General features: G+C 69.1%; 9 protein-coding genes, 1 tRNA gene, 1 pseudogene and 1 CRISPR repeat array (1 of these 12 running past the window's edge). Of the genes and pseudogenes, 4 read left to right on the top strand and 7 right to left on the bottom strand.

Annotated elements, in window-relative coordinates; translation table 11 throughout:
• Nucleotides 1–28: 28 nt before the first annotated feature.
• From tmk to topA, 4 genes are all read right to left on the bottom strand, one after another.
• Nucleotides 29–2,098, bottom strand: a complete 2,070-nt coding sequence (gene tmk / locus HD596_RS12260; RefSeq protein ID WP_185069379.1) for a dTMP kinase — start codon at nt 2,096–2,098, stop codon at nt 29–31.
• Nucleotides 2,099–2,230: 132 nt separating this feature from the next.
• Nucleotides 2,231–2,776, bottom strand: coding sequence for a helix-turn-helix domain-containing protein (locus HD596_RS12265; RefSeq protein WP_221519293.1), 546 nt, complete (start codon nt 2,774–2,776; stop codon nt 2,231–2,233).
• A gap of 75 nt (nt 2,777–2,851) precedes the next feature.
• The gene (locus HD596_RS12270) at nt 2,852–4,069 is read right to left on the bottom strand and encodes a metallophosphoesterase (RefSeq protein WP_185069380.1); all 1,218 of its coding nucleotides are present in this window, start codon (nt 4,067–4,069) and stop codon (nt 2,852–2,854) included.
• Nucleotides 4,070–4,127: 58 nt separating this feature from the next.
• Nucleotides 4,128–6,812 (bottom strand): type I DNA topoisomerase, encoded by a 2,685-nt coding sequence (gene topA, locus HD596_RS12275; RefSeq protein ID WP_185069381.1) that lies wholly within the window; start codon nt 6,810–6,812, stop codon nt 4,128–4,130.
• A gap of 208 nt (nt 6,813–7,020) precedes the next feature.
• Here topA and HD596_RS60350 point away from each other — a divergent pair, with 208 nt between their 5' ends.
• Nucleotides 7,021–7,188: a DUF5703 family protein gene (locus HD596_RS60350; protein WP_221520381.1), complete on the top strand. Its 168-nt coding sequence runs from the start codon at nt 7,021–7,023 to the stop codon at nt 7,186–7,188.
• A gap of 118 nt (nt 7,189–7,306) precedes the next feature.
• Here HD596_RS60350 and HD596_RS12280 read toward each other — a convergent pair whose 3' ends face one another.
• Together HD596_RS12280 and HD596_RS12285 are read right to left on the bottom strand one after the other, a co-directional pair.
• Nucleotides 7,307–9,322 carry a chaplin gene (locus HD596_RS12280; RefSeq protein ID WP_185069382.1) on the bottom strand — a complete coding sequence of 672 codons (2,016 nt, stop codon included), beginning with the start codon at nt 9,320–9,322 and terminating at the stop codon, nt 7,307–7,309.
• A 237-nt stretch (nt 9,323–9,559) separates the two neighbouring features.
• Complete coding sequence (locus HD596_RS12285) at nt 9,560–10,156, bottom strand: hypothetical protein (protein ID WP_246556008.1); 597 nt, start codon at nt 10,154–10,156, stop codon at nt 9,560–9,562.
• Between the two features lie 351 nt (nt 10,157–10,507).
• Between HD596_RS12285 and HD596_RS12290 the strand changes: the two genes are divergently transcribed.
• Nucleotides 10,508–10,593 (top strand) — tRNA-Leu (locus HD596_RS12290).
• 531 nt (nt 10,594–11,124) lie between these two features.
• Here the strand turns inward: HD596_RS12290 and HD596_RS65610 are convergent.
• Nucleotides 11,125–11,796, bottom strand: a pseudogene (locus HD596_RS65610) (recombinase family protein); the annotation flags it as partial.
• A 374-nt stretch (nt 11,797–12,170) separates the two neighbouring features.
• Between HD596_RS65610 and HD596_RS64740 the strand changes: the two are divergent.
• Together HD596_RS64740 and HD596_RS12305 are read left to right on the top strand one after the other, a co-directional pair.
• Nucleotides 12,171–12,503 carry a pilus assembly protein TadG-related protein gene (locus HD596_RS64740; RefSeq protein ID WP_185069383.1) on the top strand — a complete coding sequence of 111 codons (333 nt, stop codon included), beginning with the start codon at nt 12,171–12,173 and terminating at the stop codon, nt 12,501–12,503.
• A 73-nt stretch (nt 12,504–12,576) separates the two neighbouring features.
• Nucleotides 12,577–15,411 carry an AfsR/SARP family transcriptional regulator gene (locus HD596_RS12305; RefSeq protein WP_185069384.1) on the top strand — a complete coding sequence of 945 codons (2,835 nt, stop codon included), beginning with the start codon at nt 12,577–12,579 and terminating at the stop codon, nt 15,409–15,411.
• 374 nt (nt 15,412–15,785) lie between these two features.
• Nucleotides 15,786–16,177: direct repeats of the CRISPR family, unit length 28 nt; unit sequence GTCGGCCCCGCGCACGCGGGGGTGTTCC (it continues 2,442 nt past the right edge of the window).

Raw genomic sequence — 16,177 nt, forward strand, 5'->3', positions numbered from 1 at the left:
GCCCCCACGCCCGTACGTGGGGAAGGGGCTAGTCGCGGATGGTGGGCATCGTCCAGTCGCCGCGGATGGCGGGCATCGTGCCCGTGGCGTCCTCCGACTCCTGCGGCACCGGGTCCGGCAGGATGTCGCGGATCCGGTCCTGGATCTGCCGGGTGATCACCTCGGCCTCCAGCGTGCCGTCCACCACCAGGTAACGCTCGGGTGCCGCCGCGGCCAGCGCCCGGAACTCCTTGCGTACCCGCTCGTGGAAGTCCAGCGGCTCCGACTCGATCCGGTCGGCGGCCCCGCCCAGCCGGGTCAGCCCCACCTGCGGCGGCGTGTCGATGAGCACCGTCAGGTGCGGCACCAGCCCGCCGGTGGCCCAAGCGTTGATCTTGGACACGTCCTTGGGGTCGAGCGCCCGCCCGGCGCCCTGGTAGGCCAGGGAGGAGTCCACGTAGCGGTCGGTGATCACGAGCGAGCCCCGGTAGAGCGCGGGACGGATCACCTTCTCCACGTGCTCGGCCCGGTCGGCGGCGTAGAGGAGGGCCTCCGAGCGCGCCGACAGCCCGCGCTCGGCCGCGTCGAGCAGGATCGCCCGCAGCCGCATGCCGACCTTGGTCGAGCCCGGCTCGCGCGTCTGCACCACGTCGTAGCCCTGGTCACGCAGCCAGATGGCGATCAGCCGCGACTGGGTCGTCTTGCCCGACCCCTCGCCGCCCTCGAAGGCCACGAACAGCCCGGGCACCGCCTCGGCCGCCTCGGCCGGGAAGCGCTCGCCGCGCACCGCCGCGATCAGGTCGCCGGCCAGCGAGACGCCCTTCCTGTCGTCCATGTGCCGCAGCGCGAGGACGCCCACGACCATGGCGAGCACCCCGCCGATGACCAGCACCAGGTTGGAGCCGTCGAACCGGTAGGCGAACCCGCCGAACCTCAGCCAGTGGACGTCGAAGATCGCCGCCAGCGGGTTGGCCACGGCGACCACCAGCAGCAGCGTCACCCGTGCCGTGGACTGCAGGAACGAGAACGTACGGCCCCGCAGCCCGTCCTCGACCTCGAGCCCGATCAGCGTGTAGCCGATGATCCACGCGATGCCCGCGCACGCCCCCAGCAGCACGGTCAGCATGACCACGATCGCCAGGTTGTGCACCAGCGCGGTGGCCACCAGCACGAGCCCCGCCACGGTGATGGCCAGGCCGAACAGCCGCCGCCGCGACAGCTCGCGCAGCAGTCTGAGGCCGAAGAACATGCCCAGCGCCATGCCGACGAAGACGGCGCCGAACACGACGCCGTAGGCCGCGTCGCCGCCGCCGAGCGCCTGGACGTAGATCTTCGCGACGCCGACCACGGCCCCGCCCGCGGCGAAGGCCCCCAGCATGCCGATGATCAGCCCGCGCACCAGCTGGTTGCCGCCCACGAAGCGCCAGCCCTCGACGATCTGCTTGAGCACGGAGGGCGTGGAGATGGCGCCGTCACGCTTGGGGATCTCGCGCAGCGTGAAGATCAGGACGGCCGAGACGAGGTAGGCGCAGGCGTTGACGACCAGCGCGAGCGACGTGGCATCCTGGCCGGACATGAACGGCACCACGCTCGTGATCACGTCGCCCACCACGGACAGCGCCGCGAACAGCATGGCCGCGACCGGCGCGGTGCCGTACGTGACCAGCAGGTTGAGCCGGTTGGCCGACTCGAGCTGGTCCTTGCGCACCAGGTTGGGCACGGTGGCGTCCTTGGCCGGGACCCAGAACAGGTTGACGCACTCGACCAGGACGGTCGCGACGATCACCCACTGGTAGCTGCGGACGAACGGGATCGACAGCACCACGGCGAACCTGAGCAGGTCGGCCACGACCATCATCAGCCGCCGGTCGAACCGGTCGGCGAACACCCCGGCGAGCGGCCCGAGCAGCACGGCGGGCAGCATCTTGGCGATGAACACCCCGCCGACGGCCAGCGACTGCAGGCGGTAGTCGCTCTGCGTGAGATTACCGGCCAGGGCGGTCAGCGCCAGGATGTTGAGCCAGTCGCCCAGGCTGCACACCGACATGGCCATCCAAAGCCGTCGGAACGGCGCATTGGCCAGCACGTGGGCCGGGCGGCTTCGGCCAGGGGCAGTCATGATTTCAGCGTATCCAGGAAGTGGGCGGACAACAGACCAGCCGGATATTCCCGGCCGACTCGGGGCTGAGGGTATTACGTTCGCGGGCCAGCGTGCAGGTTACAGACCTCGAATAGGCCCCCAAAAGCATCATCAATTCATAACTCCGGCCTCAAGACGGGCCTCTTCCACCAATGGCCCCCACCCCGCGCGGATCTCCTCGGGCAGCTCCAGCTCGCCCCACAGCTCCACGAGCAGCACCCCGTCCACGTGATCGAGCAGCTCCTGGGGCTCGCCCTCGCACAGCAGCACGGTGTAGGCGGCCCGGCGGGCCTCCCGGTCGGCCAGGTCGTAGACCCGCTCCCGCAGCCGCACGACGCCCAGCGCCGCCCCGACCGGCAGCCGCCGCAACCGGCTCGGCACGTGGAACGTCCGCCCGTCGCCCGCGCGGGCCGCGAACTCGACCTTCGCCTCGAGCGCCAGCCGGAAGCCGGCCGCGTCGAGAATGCGCCCCGCGGTCTCCAGCGTCGGCGACTTCCGGCCGTGCTCGTAGGCCGACAGCGTGGTCCTCGACGTGCCGCTCACGCTGGCCAGGACGCGCTGGTTCATGCTCGCGGCATGCCTCGCCTGCTTGAACAGCTGCCCGCCACGCTTGGCCCAGAAGGCGGCATGCGCCGCCTCCATAGGCGAGGAGACCATCCCCCACCTCCGATCGGTATCCGGTTGGATACTCTACGCCATCATGACCGCAGGTGACCAGGGGATTGCGTAAAGTCAGCCGCGCAACTCCAGCAGCGTGATCTCGGGTGGCGCCCCGACGCGCACCGGCGGGCCCCAGAACCCGGCGCCCCTGGTGACGTAGACCTGCACCCCGTCGACCGTGGCCAGGCCGGAGACCACGGGCTGCTGCAGGCCCACCACCAGGTTGAACGGCGCGATCTGCCCGCCGTGCGTGTGGCCGGACAGCTGCAGGTCGACGCCGTGGCGGGCGGCCTGCTCGACCTGGACCGGCTGGTGTGCCAGCAGCACCGTGGACCTGCCGGTGTCCCGGCCGCCCAGCGCCTTGTCGAAGTCGGGCCCGTCGCCCGCCGAGGCGCCGTTGAGGTCGTTGACCCCGGCGAGGTCGAGCACGGCGCCCTGGTGCCTGATCTCCACGCGCTCGTTCCGCAGCGAGCGTACGCCGAGCTGATCGAGCTCCTCGATCCACTCCATGGGCCCGCTGGGAGCGAAGTATTCGTGGTTGCCGGTCACGAAATAGGCCCCGTAGCGGGACTCCAGGCTCTTCAGCGGCTGCGCCAGCGGCCCCAGCTGGGCCACCGACCCGTCCACCAGGTCGCCCACGATCGCCACCACGTCGGCCTCCAGGCCGTTGATCATGCGGACGATCCGCTCGGTGTGCCCCATGCCCGTGAGCGGCCCCAGGTGGATGTCGCTCACCACGGCGAATCGCAGGCCGCCGAGCCGAGGATCCAGCTTCGGCAGGACCACCTTCACGCGTTCGATCACGGGGTCGCCCAGGGCGCTCGTCATGCCGTACCCGACCGTGCCCAGCGCTCCCACGCCCGCGATGGCGGCGGTGGTCCGCCCCAGGAAGAGCCTCCTGCTGATCGGGGCCACCACGGGAGCGGGCTCCGGGGGCGCCGGGGCGCCCGCCATGGCGGGCACGGGCACCGGCGCCGCCTCGCGCGTCACGGCTTTCCGCGAGGCCCCGCGCAGGACGAGCGCGGCCACCGCCCGCGGCACCTCCAGCACCACGAGGAAGACGATCAGGTAGAACATGAGCGCCAGCCAGACGTAGCCCGGCCAGGCCAGCCAGTGCCCGAAGTCCATCCGCGTGAGCGCGAACGTGGCCACGACGAGCACCGCCAGCCCCACCACGCCCCACGTCAGCGCCTTGCGCAGCCGCCCGGGGGCCGTGGTGGAACGGACCATCCGCTGCCACAGATAAAGGTGTGCCAGCAGGATCAGGCCCGCGAAGAACAAGACGATCACAGCATCGATGCTACTTGCGGGGCCGCCGACGCGGCCCCGCAAGGTCTCGCGGCTCGCCCTACGACTTGGCCGCCGGCTTCTTGGCGGGAGCCTTCTTCGCCGGCGCCTTCCTCGTGGTGGTCTTCTTGGCCGCCGGCGCCCGCTCGCGCCGCTCGGCCAGCAGCTCGGCCGCCCGCTCGGTGGTGATGTCCTCGACCGTGTCGCCCTTGCGCAGCGAGGCGTTCGTCTCGCCGTCGGTCACGTAAGGCCCGAACCGCCCCTCCTTCACCACGATGGGCTTCTTGGAGTTGGGGTCGGCGCCCAGCTCGCGCAGCGGCGCCGCCGCCGCGGCCCGCCGCCCGCGCTGCTTCGGCTGCGCGAACAGCTCCTTGGCCTGCTCGATCGTGACCGTCAGCAGGTCTTCTTCCGAGGCGAGCGAGCGCGAGTCGGAGCCCTTCTTCAGGTACGGGCCGAACTTGCCGTTGGAGGCCACGACCTCCTCGCCCTCCAGCTCGCCCACGACCCTGGGGATCGTCAGCAGCTTGAGCGCGTCCTCGAACGTGATCGTGTCCAGCGACATCGACTTGAACAGCGAGGACGTGCGCGGCTTCGGCGCGTCGGCCTTCTTCGTCCGCCTCTTGGGCGCCTCGTCCTCGGGCGGCTCGGGCAGGACCTCCGTCACGTACGGGCCGTACCGGCCGTCCTTGGCCACGATCATGTTGCCGGTCACCGGGTCGCGCCCGAGCTCCCGGTCGCCCGTCGGCCTGGAGAACAGCTCCTCGGCCTTCTCCGCCGTCAGCTCGTCGGGCGTCATGTCCTCCGGCACGTTGACCCGCGCGCCGTCCCGATCGAGGTAAGGCCCGTAGCGCCCGACCCGCAGCACGATGTCCGTGCCCTTGACCGGGAACGAGCTGATCTCCTTGGCGTCGATGTCACCGAGGTCGGTGACCATCTCCTTCAGGCCCTCGTCGCCGTCGGAGCCGTAGTAGAAGCGCTGCAGCTCGGGCACCCGCTCGGCCCGGTCGTTGGCGATGTCGTCGAGGACCTTCTCCATCTCGGCCGTGAAGTCGTAGTCGACCAGGTTGCCGAAATGCTGCTCCAGCAGGTTGACCACGGCGAACGCCAGGAACGACGGCACCAGCGCCGTGCCCTTCTTGAACACGTAGCCGCGGTCGAGGATGGTCCCGATGATCGAGGCGTACGTCGAAGGCCGCCCGATCTCGCGGTCCTCCAGCTCCTTGACCAACGACGCCTCGGTGTAACGCGCGGGCGGCTTGGTCGAGTGGCCCGCCACGTCGAGCCTGGTGACGCTGAGCGCGTCGCCCTCCGCCAGGTTCGGCAGCCGCTTCTCGGAGTCGTCACGGTCGGTCGAGGGGTCGTCGGCCCCCTCCACGTACGCCTTGAGGAACCCGTAGAACGTGATCGTCCGCCCGGACGCGCTGAACTCGACGTCCTCGCCCGACGACGACCTGCCGGCCACCTTGACCGTGACCGACTCGCCGACCGCGTCCTTCATCTGCGAGGACACCGTGCGCTGCCAGATCAGCTCGTACAGCCGGAACATGTCGCCCGACAGCCCGGTCTCGCCCGGCGTGCGGAACTCCTCGCCCGACGGCCGGATCGCCTCGTGCGCCTCCTGCGCGCTCTTCACCTTGCTGCTGTAGACGCGCGGCTTGTCGGGCACGTACGCGGCCCCGTACAGCTTGATCGCCTGGGACCTGGCGGCCGCCACGGCGGTCTCCGACAGCGTGATGCTGTCGGTACGCATGTAGGTGATGAAGCCGTTCTCGTAGAGCCGCTGCGCCACCTGCATCGTGTACTTAGCGGAGAACCCCAGCTTCCGGCTGGCCTCCTGCTGCAGCGTGGTCGTCCGGAACGGCGCGTACGGCTTGCGCGTGTACGGCTTGCGCTCGACAGACCTGACCTCGAACGACGCGCCCCTCAGCCGCCCGGCCAGCTCGCCCGCGGCCGCCTCCGACAGGTGGAGCACGTCGACGTTCTTGAGCCGCCCGGTGCTGGCGAAGTCGCGGCCCTGCGCCACCCGCTTGCCGTCGACCCCCGTGAGGGTCGCGGTGAAGTCACGCGGCCGCTCCTCGGGCTTGTTGGTGTCGAAGAGCGCCTGCAGGTCCCAGTAGTGGGCGGGCGTGAACGCCATGCGCTCCCGCTCGCGCTCCACCACCAGCCTCGTGGCCACGGACTGCACGCGGCCGGCCGACAGGCGGGGCTTGACCTTCTTCCACAGGACCGGGCTGACCTCGTAGCCGTAGAGGCGGTCGAGGATGCGCCGGGTCTCCTGGGCGTCGACCAGGCGCAGGTTGAGGTCGCGCGGGTTGGCCACGGCGTCCTGGATGGCCTGCGGGGTGATCTCGTGGAACACCATGCGGTGGACCGGGACCTTGGGCTTGAGCACCTCGCGCAGGTGCCAGGCGATGGCCTCGCCCTCGCGGTCCTCGTCAGTGGCCAGGTAGAGCTCGTCGGCGTCCTTCAGCAGCTGCCGCAGCTTGTTGACCTGCGACCGCTTGTCCGGGTTGACGACGTACAGCGGCTCGAACTCGTGCTCGACGTTGACCCCGAGGCGGGCCCATGGGGCTCCCTTGTACTTCTCGGGGATGTCGTCGGCCTTCTCCGGAAGGTCACGGATGTGGCCGATGCTCGATTCGACGATGTAGCCGCGCCCGAGGTACCCGGCGATCGTCTTCGCCTTGGCGGGCGACTCGACTATCACCAGGCGTGTTCCGCCGGCGCTGCCGTTCTTGGCTGGCACGCTGCTTCCTACCTCGCTGTTCGCTTTGCAAATCCCCCTGCCGGGAGTCGGCACAGACTGAAAGGTAACCCGACTCGCGGAAATTTCCTTCCCCCGGGCTACCCACTAGCTTCCGGGTCCACCCACAAGCACGCAGAATAAGGCCCATCGAGCGGCATGGCGCCCTGACTCACCCTGGAGACTAATCGTTGTGCTCGACTACTCCTACATGGATATCTTCATTCCACGCGATCTCACTCGTGAAGCAGCACGTCAGCTGCTGACCGAACACGCAGAGTACGGGCAGTGGGAGCTGGCCCGCGTACGCGTGTACCCCGACGGGAGCCGTCACGTACGGCTACGCCGGAAGGTCATACGGGTACGCAGCACGCTGTGAACCCCGGACATGGCTTTGCCCGCCCCGGGCCGCGCCCCCGGAACGGGCAAAGCGTCTAACGCTGACCGCTCACAGGCTGTGAGCGGTAGCCCTGCTTGTTACGTGCTGCCTGATTCCCTTACTTCCGGCCGAACCGGAACCGGCGGGCGGTCCCGAACAGCGTCGCCGAGGCGGCGAACATGGCGCCGATCACGAGGGCGAGCAGGGAGCTGGAGTTCATCCCGCCGAGGCCGGCGGGCTGCTCGGCGCTCATCAGGCCGCTGACCGGCAGGCCGCGGGAGGCCGAGGTGACGGCCCCGCCGACCGGGGTGCCGGCCACCAGACCGGTCGCCGGGGCGAGCACCGACACGGCGCCGCCGGAGGCGGGGCGCCCGGCGCCGTCGGTCCGGCCGGCCGCGTGCGTCTTCTTCTTCGGCTGGGCCGGGGCCTGCGCCTGGGCGGGCAGGCCGGGCAGCTCGGGCAGGCTCGGCAGGCCGAACGTCTGGGCGGCGTCCTCGACCAGCGGCACCGAGGTCAGACCCGTACCCGTGACCTCCTGCAGCTTGCCGGCCACGCCCAGTTGCTGGGGAGCCCCGGCCAGGTCGTTGCCCTTCTGGGCGACGCCGGCGAGGTCCTGCACGCCGCCGAGGACCGGGACGGCGGGCAGCATGGGCAGCAGGCCGCCCTTGGTGCCCTTGCCGGCCGTCCTCTCGACGCTGCCGCGGACGTAGCCGTGCCCGTACTCGGGCCTGCCGACGTTGGCCCCGCCGAGGCACCCGGCCGCGGCGTCACCGAGGACGGCCACAGCGTTGCCGCAGACGTTGATGGGAGCGGCGATCGGCGCGATGACCTGGTTGCCCGCGAGCACCCCGGCGCGGCCGGAGGTGTGGTTGCCGCCGCCACCGGTGCGGTCGACCTTGGCCCCGCCCTTGCAGTGGGCCCTGGAGGCGCCGAGCACGGCGGCCGCGTTGCCGCAGATGTTGATCGGGGCGGTGATCGGCGCGATGACCTGGTTGCCGCTCAGCACGCCGGCCCGGCCGGAGGTGTGGTTGCCACCGGCGCCGGTGCCGCCGTTCTTCACGCGGGCGCCGCCCTTGCAGCCGGCGAACGCGTGCCCGACCAGGGCCACCGCGTTGCCGCAGACGTTGACGGGCGCGCTGATCGGCGCCACCACCTGGTTGCCGCTGAGGACGCCCGCCTGGCCGGAGGTGACGTTGCCGCCCGCCCCGGACCCGCGGCGGGTGTTCTCCACCTTGGAGCCGCCCTCGCACCTGGCGGCGGCGTTGCCCACGGCGTTGCCGCAGACGTTGATGGGCGCGCTGATCGGGGCGATCACCTGGTTGCCGCTGCCGACCCCGAAGCGCCCGTCGGTGTCGTTGCCCGAGGAGCCCACGGGGCCGCGGGGTCCGTGGTAGCCGCCCCGGTGGCCGCCGCCGTTGGTGACGGTCGAGCCGCCCTTGCAGCCCGCGAACGCCCGGCCGGCGACGGCGACGGCGTTGCCGCAGATGTTCACCGGCGCGGAGATCGGCGCGACGACCTGGTTGCCGCCGAGCACGCTCGCGTTGCCCGAGGTGCGGTTGCCGCCCGCGCCCGTCCCGGTGTTGTGGACGCTGGAGCCGCCCTTGCAGCCCGCCGTCGCGTCGCCGAAGATCGCGACCGCGTTGCCGCAGGCGTTGATCGGCGCGGAGATCGGCGCGGTGATCTGGTTTCCGCCGAGCACGCTGGCGTCGCCGGAGGTACGGTTACCGCCCGCGCCGCCCTTGCCCTGGTTGCGAACGGCGGCGCCGCCCTTGCAGCCCGCGTCGGACCTGCCGACCAGGGAGATGGCGTTGCCGCAGGCGTTGACCGGGGCGCTGATGGGCGCGTTCACCTGGTTGCCGCCGAGCACGCTCGCGTTGCCCGAGGTGCGGTTGCCGGGGATGCCGCCCTTGTTGACGACCTGGGCGCCGCCCTGCGAGGAGGCCGAGGAGCTGCCGACCGCGCCGACGGAGTTGCCGCTGATGTCGATGGGCAGGGAGATCGGCAGGTCGACCTGGTTGCCGCCGCCGACGGACGCGTCGCCCGAGGTGTCGGCCAGGGCGGTGCCGCCGCCGAACGACATGACGGCAACGGCGAGCAGGGCCGCGGGAGTAGATGCCTTTGCCCACGTACGCATGATGAATGCTCCTAGTGGTTCTTCTTGGGGGGATATCTTCTTTGGGGGAAAACGGAGCGGTTCGCGGGCAGCCCGAGGCCGTGCGAGGTTTCGCGCACAGCGGAGACCTCGGGTTCGCGAACAGCTGAACTGACGTGTTTGTGCACCCGCCGGCGGAGAGGCGTCTCAGATCGCGCTCAACCGCGTTACTTCGGAAAGGGGCCGGCCAACTCAAGGACCGGCAGCTGCAAGGCGGGATCAGTCAGGCGAGAAGGAGGGGTCGTCCGCCGCTGTGCGGACGACGGGGGCAGGCACCCGCGCCACGAGGGCGCGCCGCACCTGCAGTCGCGGGTCGAACAAGGACCTCGCGACGTCCCCCGCAGCGGCCCCGAACGAGCCGCTGCCACCGCCGTTGGGCACCAAGCCATTGGTGTCCAGGATCTTTCCGGCGGTGGATGGCGATGGCAGGCCAGGATCCCGCTGGCTGTTGAGCCCGTCGACCGTACGCCCGGCCATGGCCTCGGCGTTGTCATCGGGGCTGGTGAGGGAGTGAAGCACCTGAGCGGACGCGGCTGCGTCCACGGTCTGCGCGGCCGTGGTCTTCGCTTGCGCGTCCGCCGCAGGAGTCGTCGCTTCGGCCGCCGCCGGGGCGGCGGTGAGCATGCCGAAGATGACGGCGAACAGCCATCCGGCGGCTACCAGGGCGCCGACAGTGACTGCCCGCACGACGAGCCGCCGGGCACCGGCCGCGAACCGCGCCATCCGGTCAACCCGATCGGTGGTCACGTCATGCGCCGGGACGGTCACGGGCAGGCGATGCGCACCGAGGGCCACAGCCCTCCGCTGCACCACCATGCGCGCCACGTGACCTCCCGCACTCCAGAACCGGCCTCATTGGTCGTGAGGCCGGTCCATGGACTCACCCCTCAACGGTCCGTAACCGTAGCAGCACTCAAGGTTGCCGCAAGAGCTTTTCATCGGAGACCCAGAAAATCGCCAACTCCCCACCGGCCAAACCGCCACCAACTGCCCCAACACCCTCTGGCGTACGTCAGCAAGGCCCCATCGGGAGCTCCTGGCCGCCCCATTTCCCGGCCCGTGGGGACACCTCGGAGGGGCGAGCTGATTCTTGGTATGACGCACCCCTCAGAGTTTGCTAACCTTACTGAGCCGACGCGAGATGACGGTCCCGCGTGCAGGCACCAAGTCCGGGTGGCGGAATAGGCAGACGCGCTAGCTTGAGGTGCTAGTGCCCAGTGATGGGCATGGGGGTTCAAGTCCCCCCTCGGACACAGTTTCGTACATGATCGCCCAAGCTCAGCTTGGGCGATCACTGCGTTTCGGGTCGGTTCATAGGTCAGGCGCAGGCCGAGCTCGCCATAGACCTCGGCCTTGTCCTGCGGGTCCGCAGTGCGAAGTGCCCTGCGTATGTCTCCGATCGTGGCCACCATCTCGGCTATCTCCTCTTCGGTGAGTCGTTTCGGGATCTTGCTCATCACCTTGTCCAGGCGCATCTGCTCGACCTTCCGCTTCGCCTCCGTCTCGGCGATCCAGCCGGCGACCACAGCCGGATCGCTCCCCGCATCGACGAGGGCGCGGTAGGAGGTCAGCTTTCGCTCACACTCGGCCACGGCCTGGCGGACGGTTTCGAGTTCTGCCAGGCGGTGGTCGTCGGCGAGCTGGGCGCCGGACATCGCGCGGATCGTGTCCGGCAGGTGTGCGGGATCGAAGATCGTGGCCAACCACTCATCCAGCGGCTGGACTATCAGCTCCTCTCTCACATAGACGGAGCGTGGGTGGTCTATCTGGTTGGTCTGCGCGTACTCGCGGGGGAAAACGCAGCGGTAGTGCGGCTTGCAGTTGTTCCAGCTGCCCTGCATACGCCGCTCACAGATGCCGCAGAACAGCAGCCCCCGGAAGACGTACGGACGAGGAGTCCGGCGAGGCTTACGTCCCTCCTGGGCGCGTCCAGGAGCCGCCAGCAGCGCCTGAACCTGAGCGAAGGTCTCGTCCTCCACCAACGCCTCATGAGCCGCCTGCTGGGACCAGATCCAGTTGTCAGGGTCATTCCAGCGAAGCTTGGTCATGTGGCCGAGGGCGACGTCGTTGACGTCGATGAGCACCTCATCCTTGCGCTGCCGGTTCCAGACCTGCCGACCGGTGTAGCGAGGATTGAGCAGGATCGCTCGGACCGCCGCTTTCGACCAGGCGATCCCGCTGCGATGGCGGTTTCTGGCCTGGTCGTAGGCCGAGGGGCACAGGATGCCGTCGCGGGTGATCCCTTCTGCGATGGCGAGTAGTCCCCTGCCCCCGAGAAACTCGGTGAAGATGCGCTGCACCACGGGGCCGGTAAGCGGATCCGGCTCAAGGCGACGCAGGCGCTTGCCGTCGGCGGCCTTGGCCGGGTTGGGGTGTGGACCGGCATCGACCAGGCGATAGCCGTACGGTGGACGCCCTCCGAGATAGCGGCCCTCCACCTGGGCGAGCGCGGCCATAGAGGTGCGAACCCGCAGCTGCTGATGGTCGTCGGGCTGGGCAGTGTCGCCCTCGCCCGCAGCGCTCTCGACGCCGCCGCCCGCGACGCCGCCCGGCAAGCCTCCCTCGCACGCGATCCCACCACTGCCCGATCGGCGGCTGTGACGAGCGCACGGGCAGCACTTGCTCGTGAAGGACTGGCATGCGCACCGTCGGTGACCGTGGACACCGCAGGCTTGTCCGCACCACTGGGCAGGCCGGCCTCAGTGATCGCCCGAGTCTCCTGCGAGGTGAACCTGGCCGACCTCGGCCTACCAGGAATCCCCGGCACCAAGAACATCACCAGCAGCTTCACCAGTCCAATCGACCCGTACCGCGCACGAGGAGACCAGCCGTGAACGCGGAGAGAGGCTCGGTCACGCTGTTCACCGCAGTGGTCGCGTTCGCACTGCTGCTGTGCGCCGGACTCATGGTGGACGGCGGCGCCAAGATCCAGGCCTACCGCGAAGCCTATGCCGCAGCCGAGGAAGCCGCCCGCGCTGGAGCCGGGCAGATGAACACCGGCCACGCCTACACCAGCGGCCAGTTCAAGATCGACCCCGCCCAGGCAGCGAACGCCGCCCGCGCCTACCTGTCCTCGGCCGGCCACGCCGGCACCGTCTCCACGACCGGCAACCAGGTGCGGATCACCGTCACGGTGACCAAGCCCACCGTCCTGATCTCCTGATCGGCATCGGCACCGTTTCCGCCACAGCCACCGCCTCCGCGCGAATGTTCCACGGCATCGAACAAGGACAATCATGACGATGTACGGGCTGCGTCATCCACTGCTCGTCAGAACCGCCGCCGGCGCGGCACTCACCGGCCTGCTGGCCGGGATCCCCGCCATCCTTCTGATCTTCTTCTGGCCGATCGACCTGCCCACCTTCGACGACCTGGCCACTCCAGGCGAGCCCATCGTCATCAAAACATTGCTGCTGGCCACGGTGTGGACCTGCTGGGCCCTGTTCGCCCTCGCGGTGACGGTGGAGCTCGTGGGCACGCTCCGCGCCCAGCGCAGCCAGGTACGCCTGCCGTTCCAACGACTCGCCGCGTACCTGATCACCACCATCACCGTGGCCGCGACCGCCCCCATCGCCGCGCCTCGCGCCCTGATCCCAGCTGCAGCGATCGCCGCGACCTCCACAGAGATACACGATCACCCTGCGACCGCCGCATTGGACAAGGGCGAGGCTGCGAAGCCGTACGTGACCTACGTAGTCCAGTCCAGAGACACCCTCTGGACGATCGCCGAAAAGCAGCTCGGCGACCCGATGCGCTACCGGGACATCATCGCCCTGAACCAGGGCCGCACCATGAACGACGGCCGCCCCTTCACCCAGGGCGAGTGGCTACAGGCCGGCTGCACCCTGCACCTGCCCGCCGACGCCAGGAAGCCTGAGCCTACGCGGCTACGGACGCATACCGTCACCTCGGGCGAAACCCTGTGGGGCATCTCCAAGCAGCACCTCGGAAAGGGCATCCAGTACAAAAAGATCTTCAAGCTGAACAAAGGACGCCCACAGCCTGGCGGGACCCGGCTAACCGACCCTGACGTGCTGGAACCGGGCTGGCGGCTGATCCTGCCCAAGCACGGACGTGCCACGCAGAAGACCAAGTCGGTCCACCGCCGCACCCTCCAACGGCACGCAGCCAAGCCAACTCATCGCACCCCTTCGTCGCACCACTCGGAGGACCCACCTAGCTTCCGGACCTCGTCATCTCCCCTCGCCACCGAGACAGAGCCCTCCTCCCGGGATATCGCCCCACCTCATCCGGCCACCGGAACAATCGCGCTCCGCCCTGTTCTCAACCCCGCCTCGCCCCACCCACCTGCTGAGCCTGCGCCGCAGATTCCGAGACCGGCCGCAGTAGCGACCTCTGCCGAGGTGGTCATGCTGCCCCAGGGCGGGATGATGGCGCTCTCCTTCGCCGCGGGCATCGCCGTCGCACTCGCCGCCACCCGGCTCCACCGCAGACGCCGTCTGCCCGCCCCGACCATCGACGAACCCGTCAGCGTGCTCGCCCCAGAACCCCAATCCCCAGCCGTACGAGTGCTCGAACAAGCACACCGCAACAGTGATCCAGAAGCGGCACCGCCGGACGACTTCGAACTGGTCAGCTCGGCGTTCGAGATCGACCCACCCGTCACGCTCAAAGCCGGAATGCGTAACGACGACCCCGTACACCTGCCCCTGTCCGGACTGAACCTGGCCCTCACCGGCTCAGGAGCCGACGATTGCATCCGCGCCATCATCCTCGACCTGCTCGCCCAGGCCGACGCCCACCGCGCCAGCATCATCATCCCGATCCAAGACGCCGAACGCTGGTTCGGCGCCACCATCACCACCCTGACCAACCACCTGCCCGAGCTCCACCTAACCGCCACCCTCGACGAAGCCATCAACCACTTCGAAGAACAACTCGTCGGCCGCCGCGGCCTCCTCCAGGACTACGAGGCCAACGACATTCAGCAACTCCGCCAAGCCGAACCCGGCGAACCCCTCCCCGCCCTACTGCTCGCCACCTGCTGTCCCGACGGCCACCCCTACCTGGACACCCTCCTGACCATGACAGCCCACCTCGGGCTCGGCGCCGTACTGACCGGCCATTCACCATCAGGAACCACCTGCGAGCTCGACCAGAATCACCACGTCACCGAAGCAACCGGCCCCATGGCCACCGAACTCGACAACGTCACGCTCTTCCACCTACCGCCAGATGCCGCAACGTCGGTGCTCCACACGCTCGCCACCGGCAACGGCATGCCCACCGAACACCCCGAACAGCTAGCCGATCTCCCGATCCCTCCGCCCAGCACGACACCCCAACCAGTACGGTTCACCCTCCTGGGAGAACCCGCGATCGACGTACGCGGCACACCCGTGGACCTCACTCGACGCACCAAAGCACTCGAACTGTTCGTCCTCCTCGCCCTTCACCCGAAGGGACTGGACCGCGAGGAGATCTGCGAGCGCCTATGGCCCGACCTGGAGGAAACCCTGGCTAGCTACCGCTTCCACGCCGCCCTCAAAGACCTGCGTACCGCCCTTCGCGACGCCTCCACCCCTGACGACAAGAAGGCCCATTTCATCGAACGTAGCGGCAAGACCTACCGCATCGAGCCCCAACACATCGACGTCGACCTCTGGAGCTTCCATCAAGCACTCGCCGAGGCCCGTACCGCCACCAACGCACAGGAAAAGCTCACAGCCCTGGAAACCGCCGCATCCCTATGCCTCGGGCAGCTCTGCAAGGGCCTCAAATACGACTGGCTCGATCAGGACCACCGCTGGCCGCTCACCATCGCCAGCATCAAAGCCCTCCTCCAGCTCGGTGCTCTCCACGAACACGCAGGACATGATGAACGAGCCCTGGAGATCTACGATCAGGCCTGCGCCCTCGACCCCGACATGGAAAGCGCCGCTCGATCTACCATCCGCCTCCTGACCACCCTCGGCCGCACTGACGAAGCCCGGCAACGCGCCCGGCAGCTCAAAGCCCGCCTCAACGCCCTCGGCGTCACCCCCTCACCCGAAACCCAAACCGTCCTAAAACAACTGAACGGCCCTTCAAACCCGCCATACAGGCTTTAGCTGCTGCGCGCTGGCTACAACCGTCCAGCAACAAGGCGCTGATGCCTGCCCACGTCACCTTGTGAAACTGGCCAGCTTGCGTTGGCCTGCGATCGAGTCTGAAGGCATAGCCCAGCGGAGCTTGGAACCGTACCTGGTTGGGCCACCCTGAACTGCCTCAAAGGCACTCGTGCCCCCAACCAACTCCGTACCCTAGGTACATCGCCACCGACAAACATCGCTGCCAGGCACACCGCGATACCCTTCACCTCCTCGACGAAGTTAGTGGACCCAGCATTTCTGGAGAGGAGCGCAGGAAGGTGAAACAGCACCCCGCTGTTGCACAACCGAAGGAAAACGGCGCCTTCCGCCGATAAACCCGCAGGTGAACAAGTGTCGGCCCCGCGCACGCGGGGGTGTTCCGTACCCCTGTCCATCGAGATCAAGGACCCGTCCGTCGGCCCCGCGCACGCGGGGGTGTTCCGCACATCCAGGCGGTTGACGCCATGCGCCCCCCGTCGGCCCCGCGCACGCGGGGGTGTTCCTGGGCCACCCTATCTCGATCAGCACCCGCGAGGGTCGGCCCCGCGCACGCGGGGGTGTTCCACGCCCCAACGACGCCCGCTGTGATCGCCGCGCGTCGGCCCCGCGCACGCGGGGGTGTTCCCGATGTCCGCCAACAGGCGATAGTTGTACTTCCGTCGGCCCCGCGCACGCGGGGGTGTTCCTTCGCGACCCATGTAAAGGATGTCCTCAAGCTCGTCGGCCCCGCGCACGCGGGGGTGTT

This window comes from Nonomuraea jabiensis (assembly GCF_014204795.1).
Taxonomy (GTDB): domain Bacteria; phylum Actinomycetota; class Actinomycetes; order Streptosporangiales; family Streptosporangiaceae; genus Nonomuraea; species Nonomuraea jabiensis.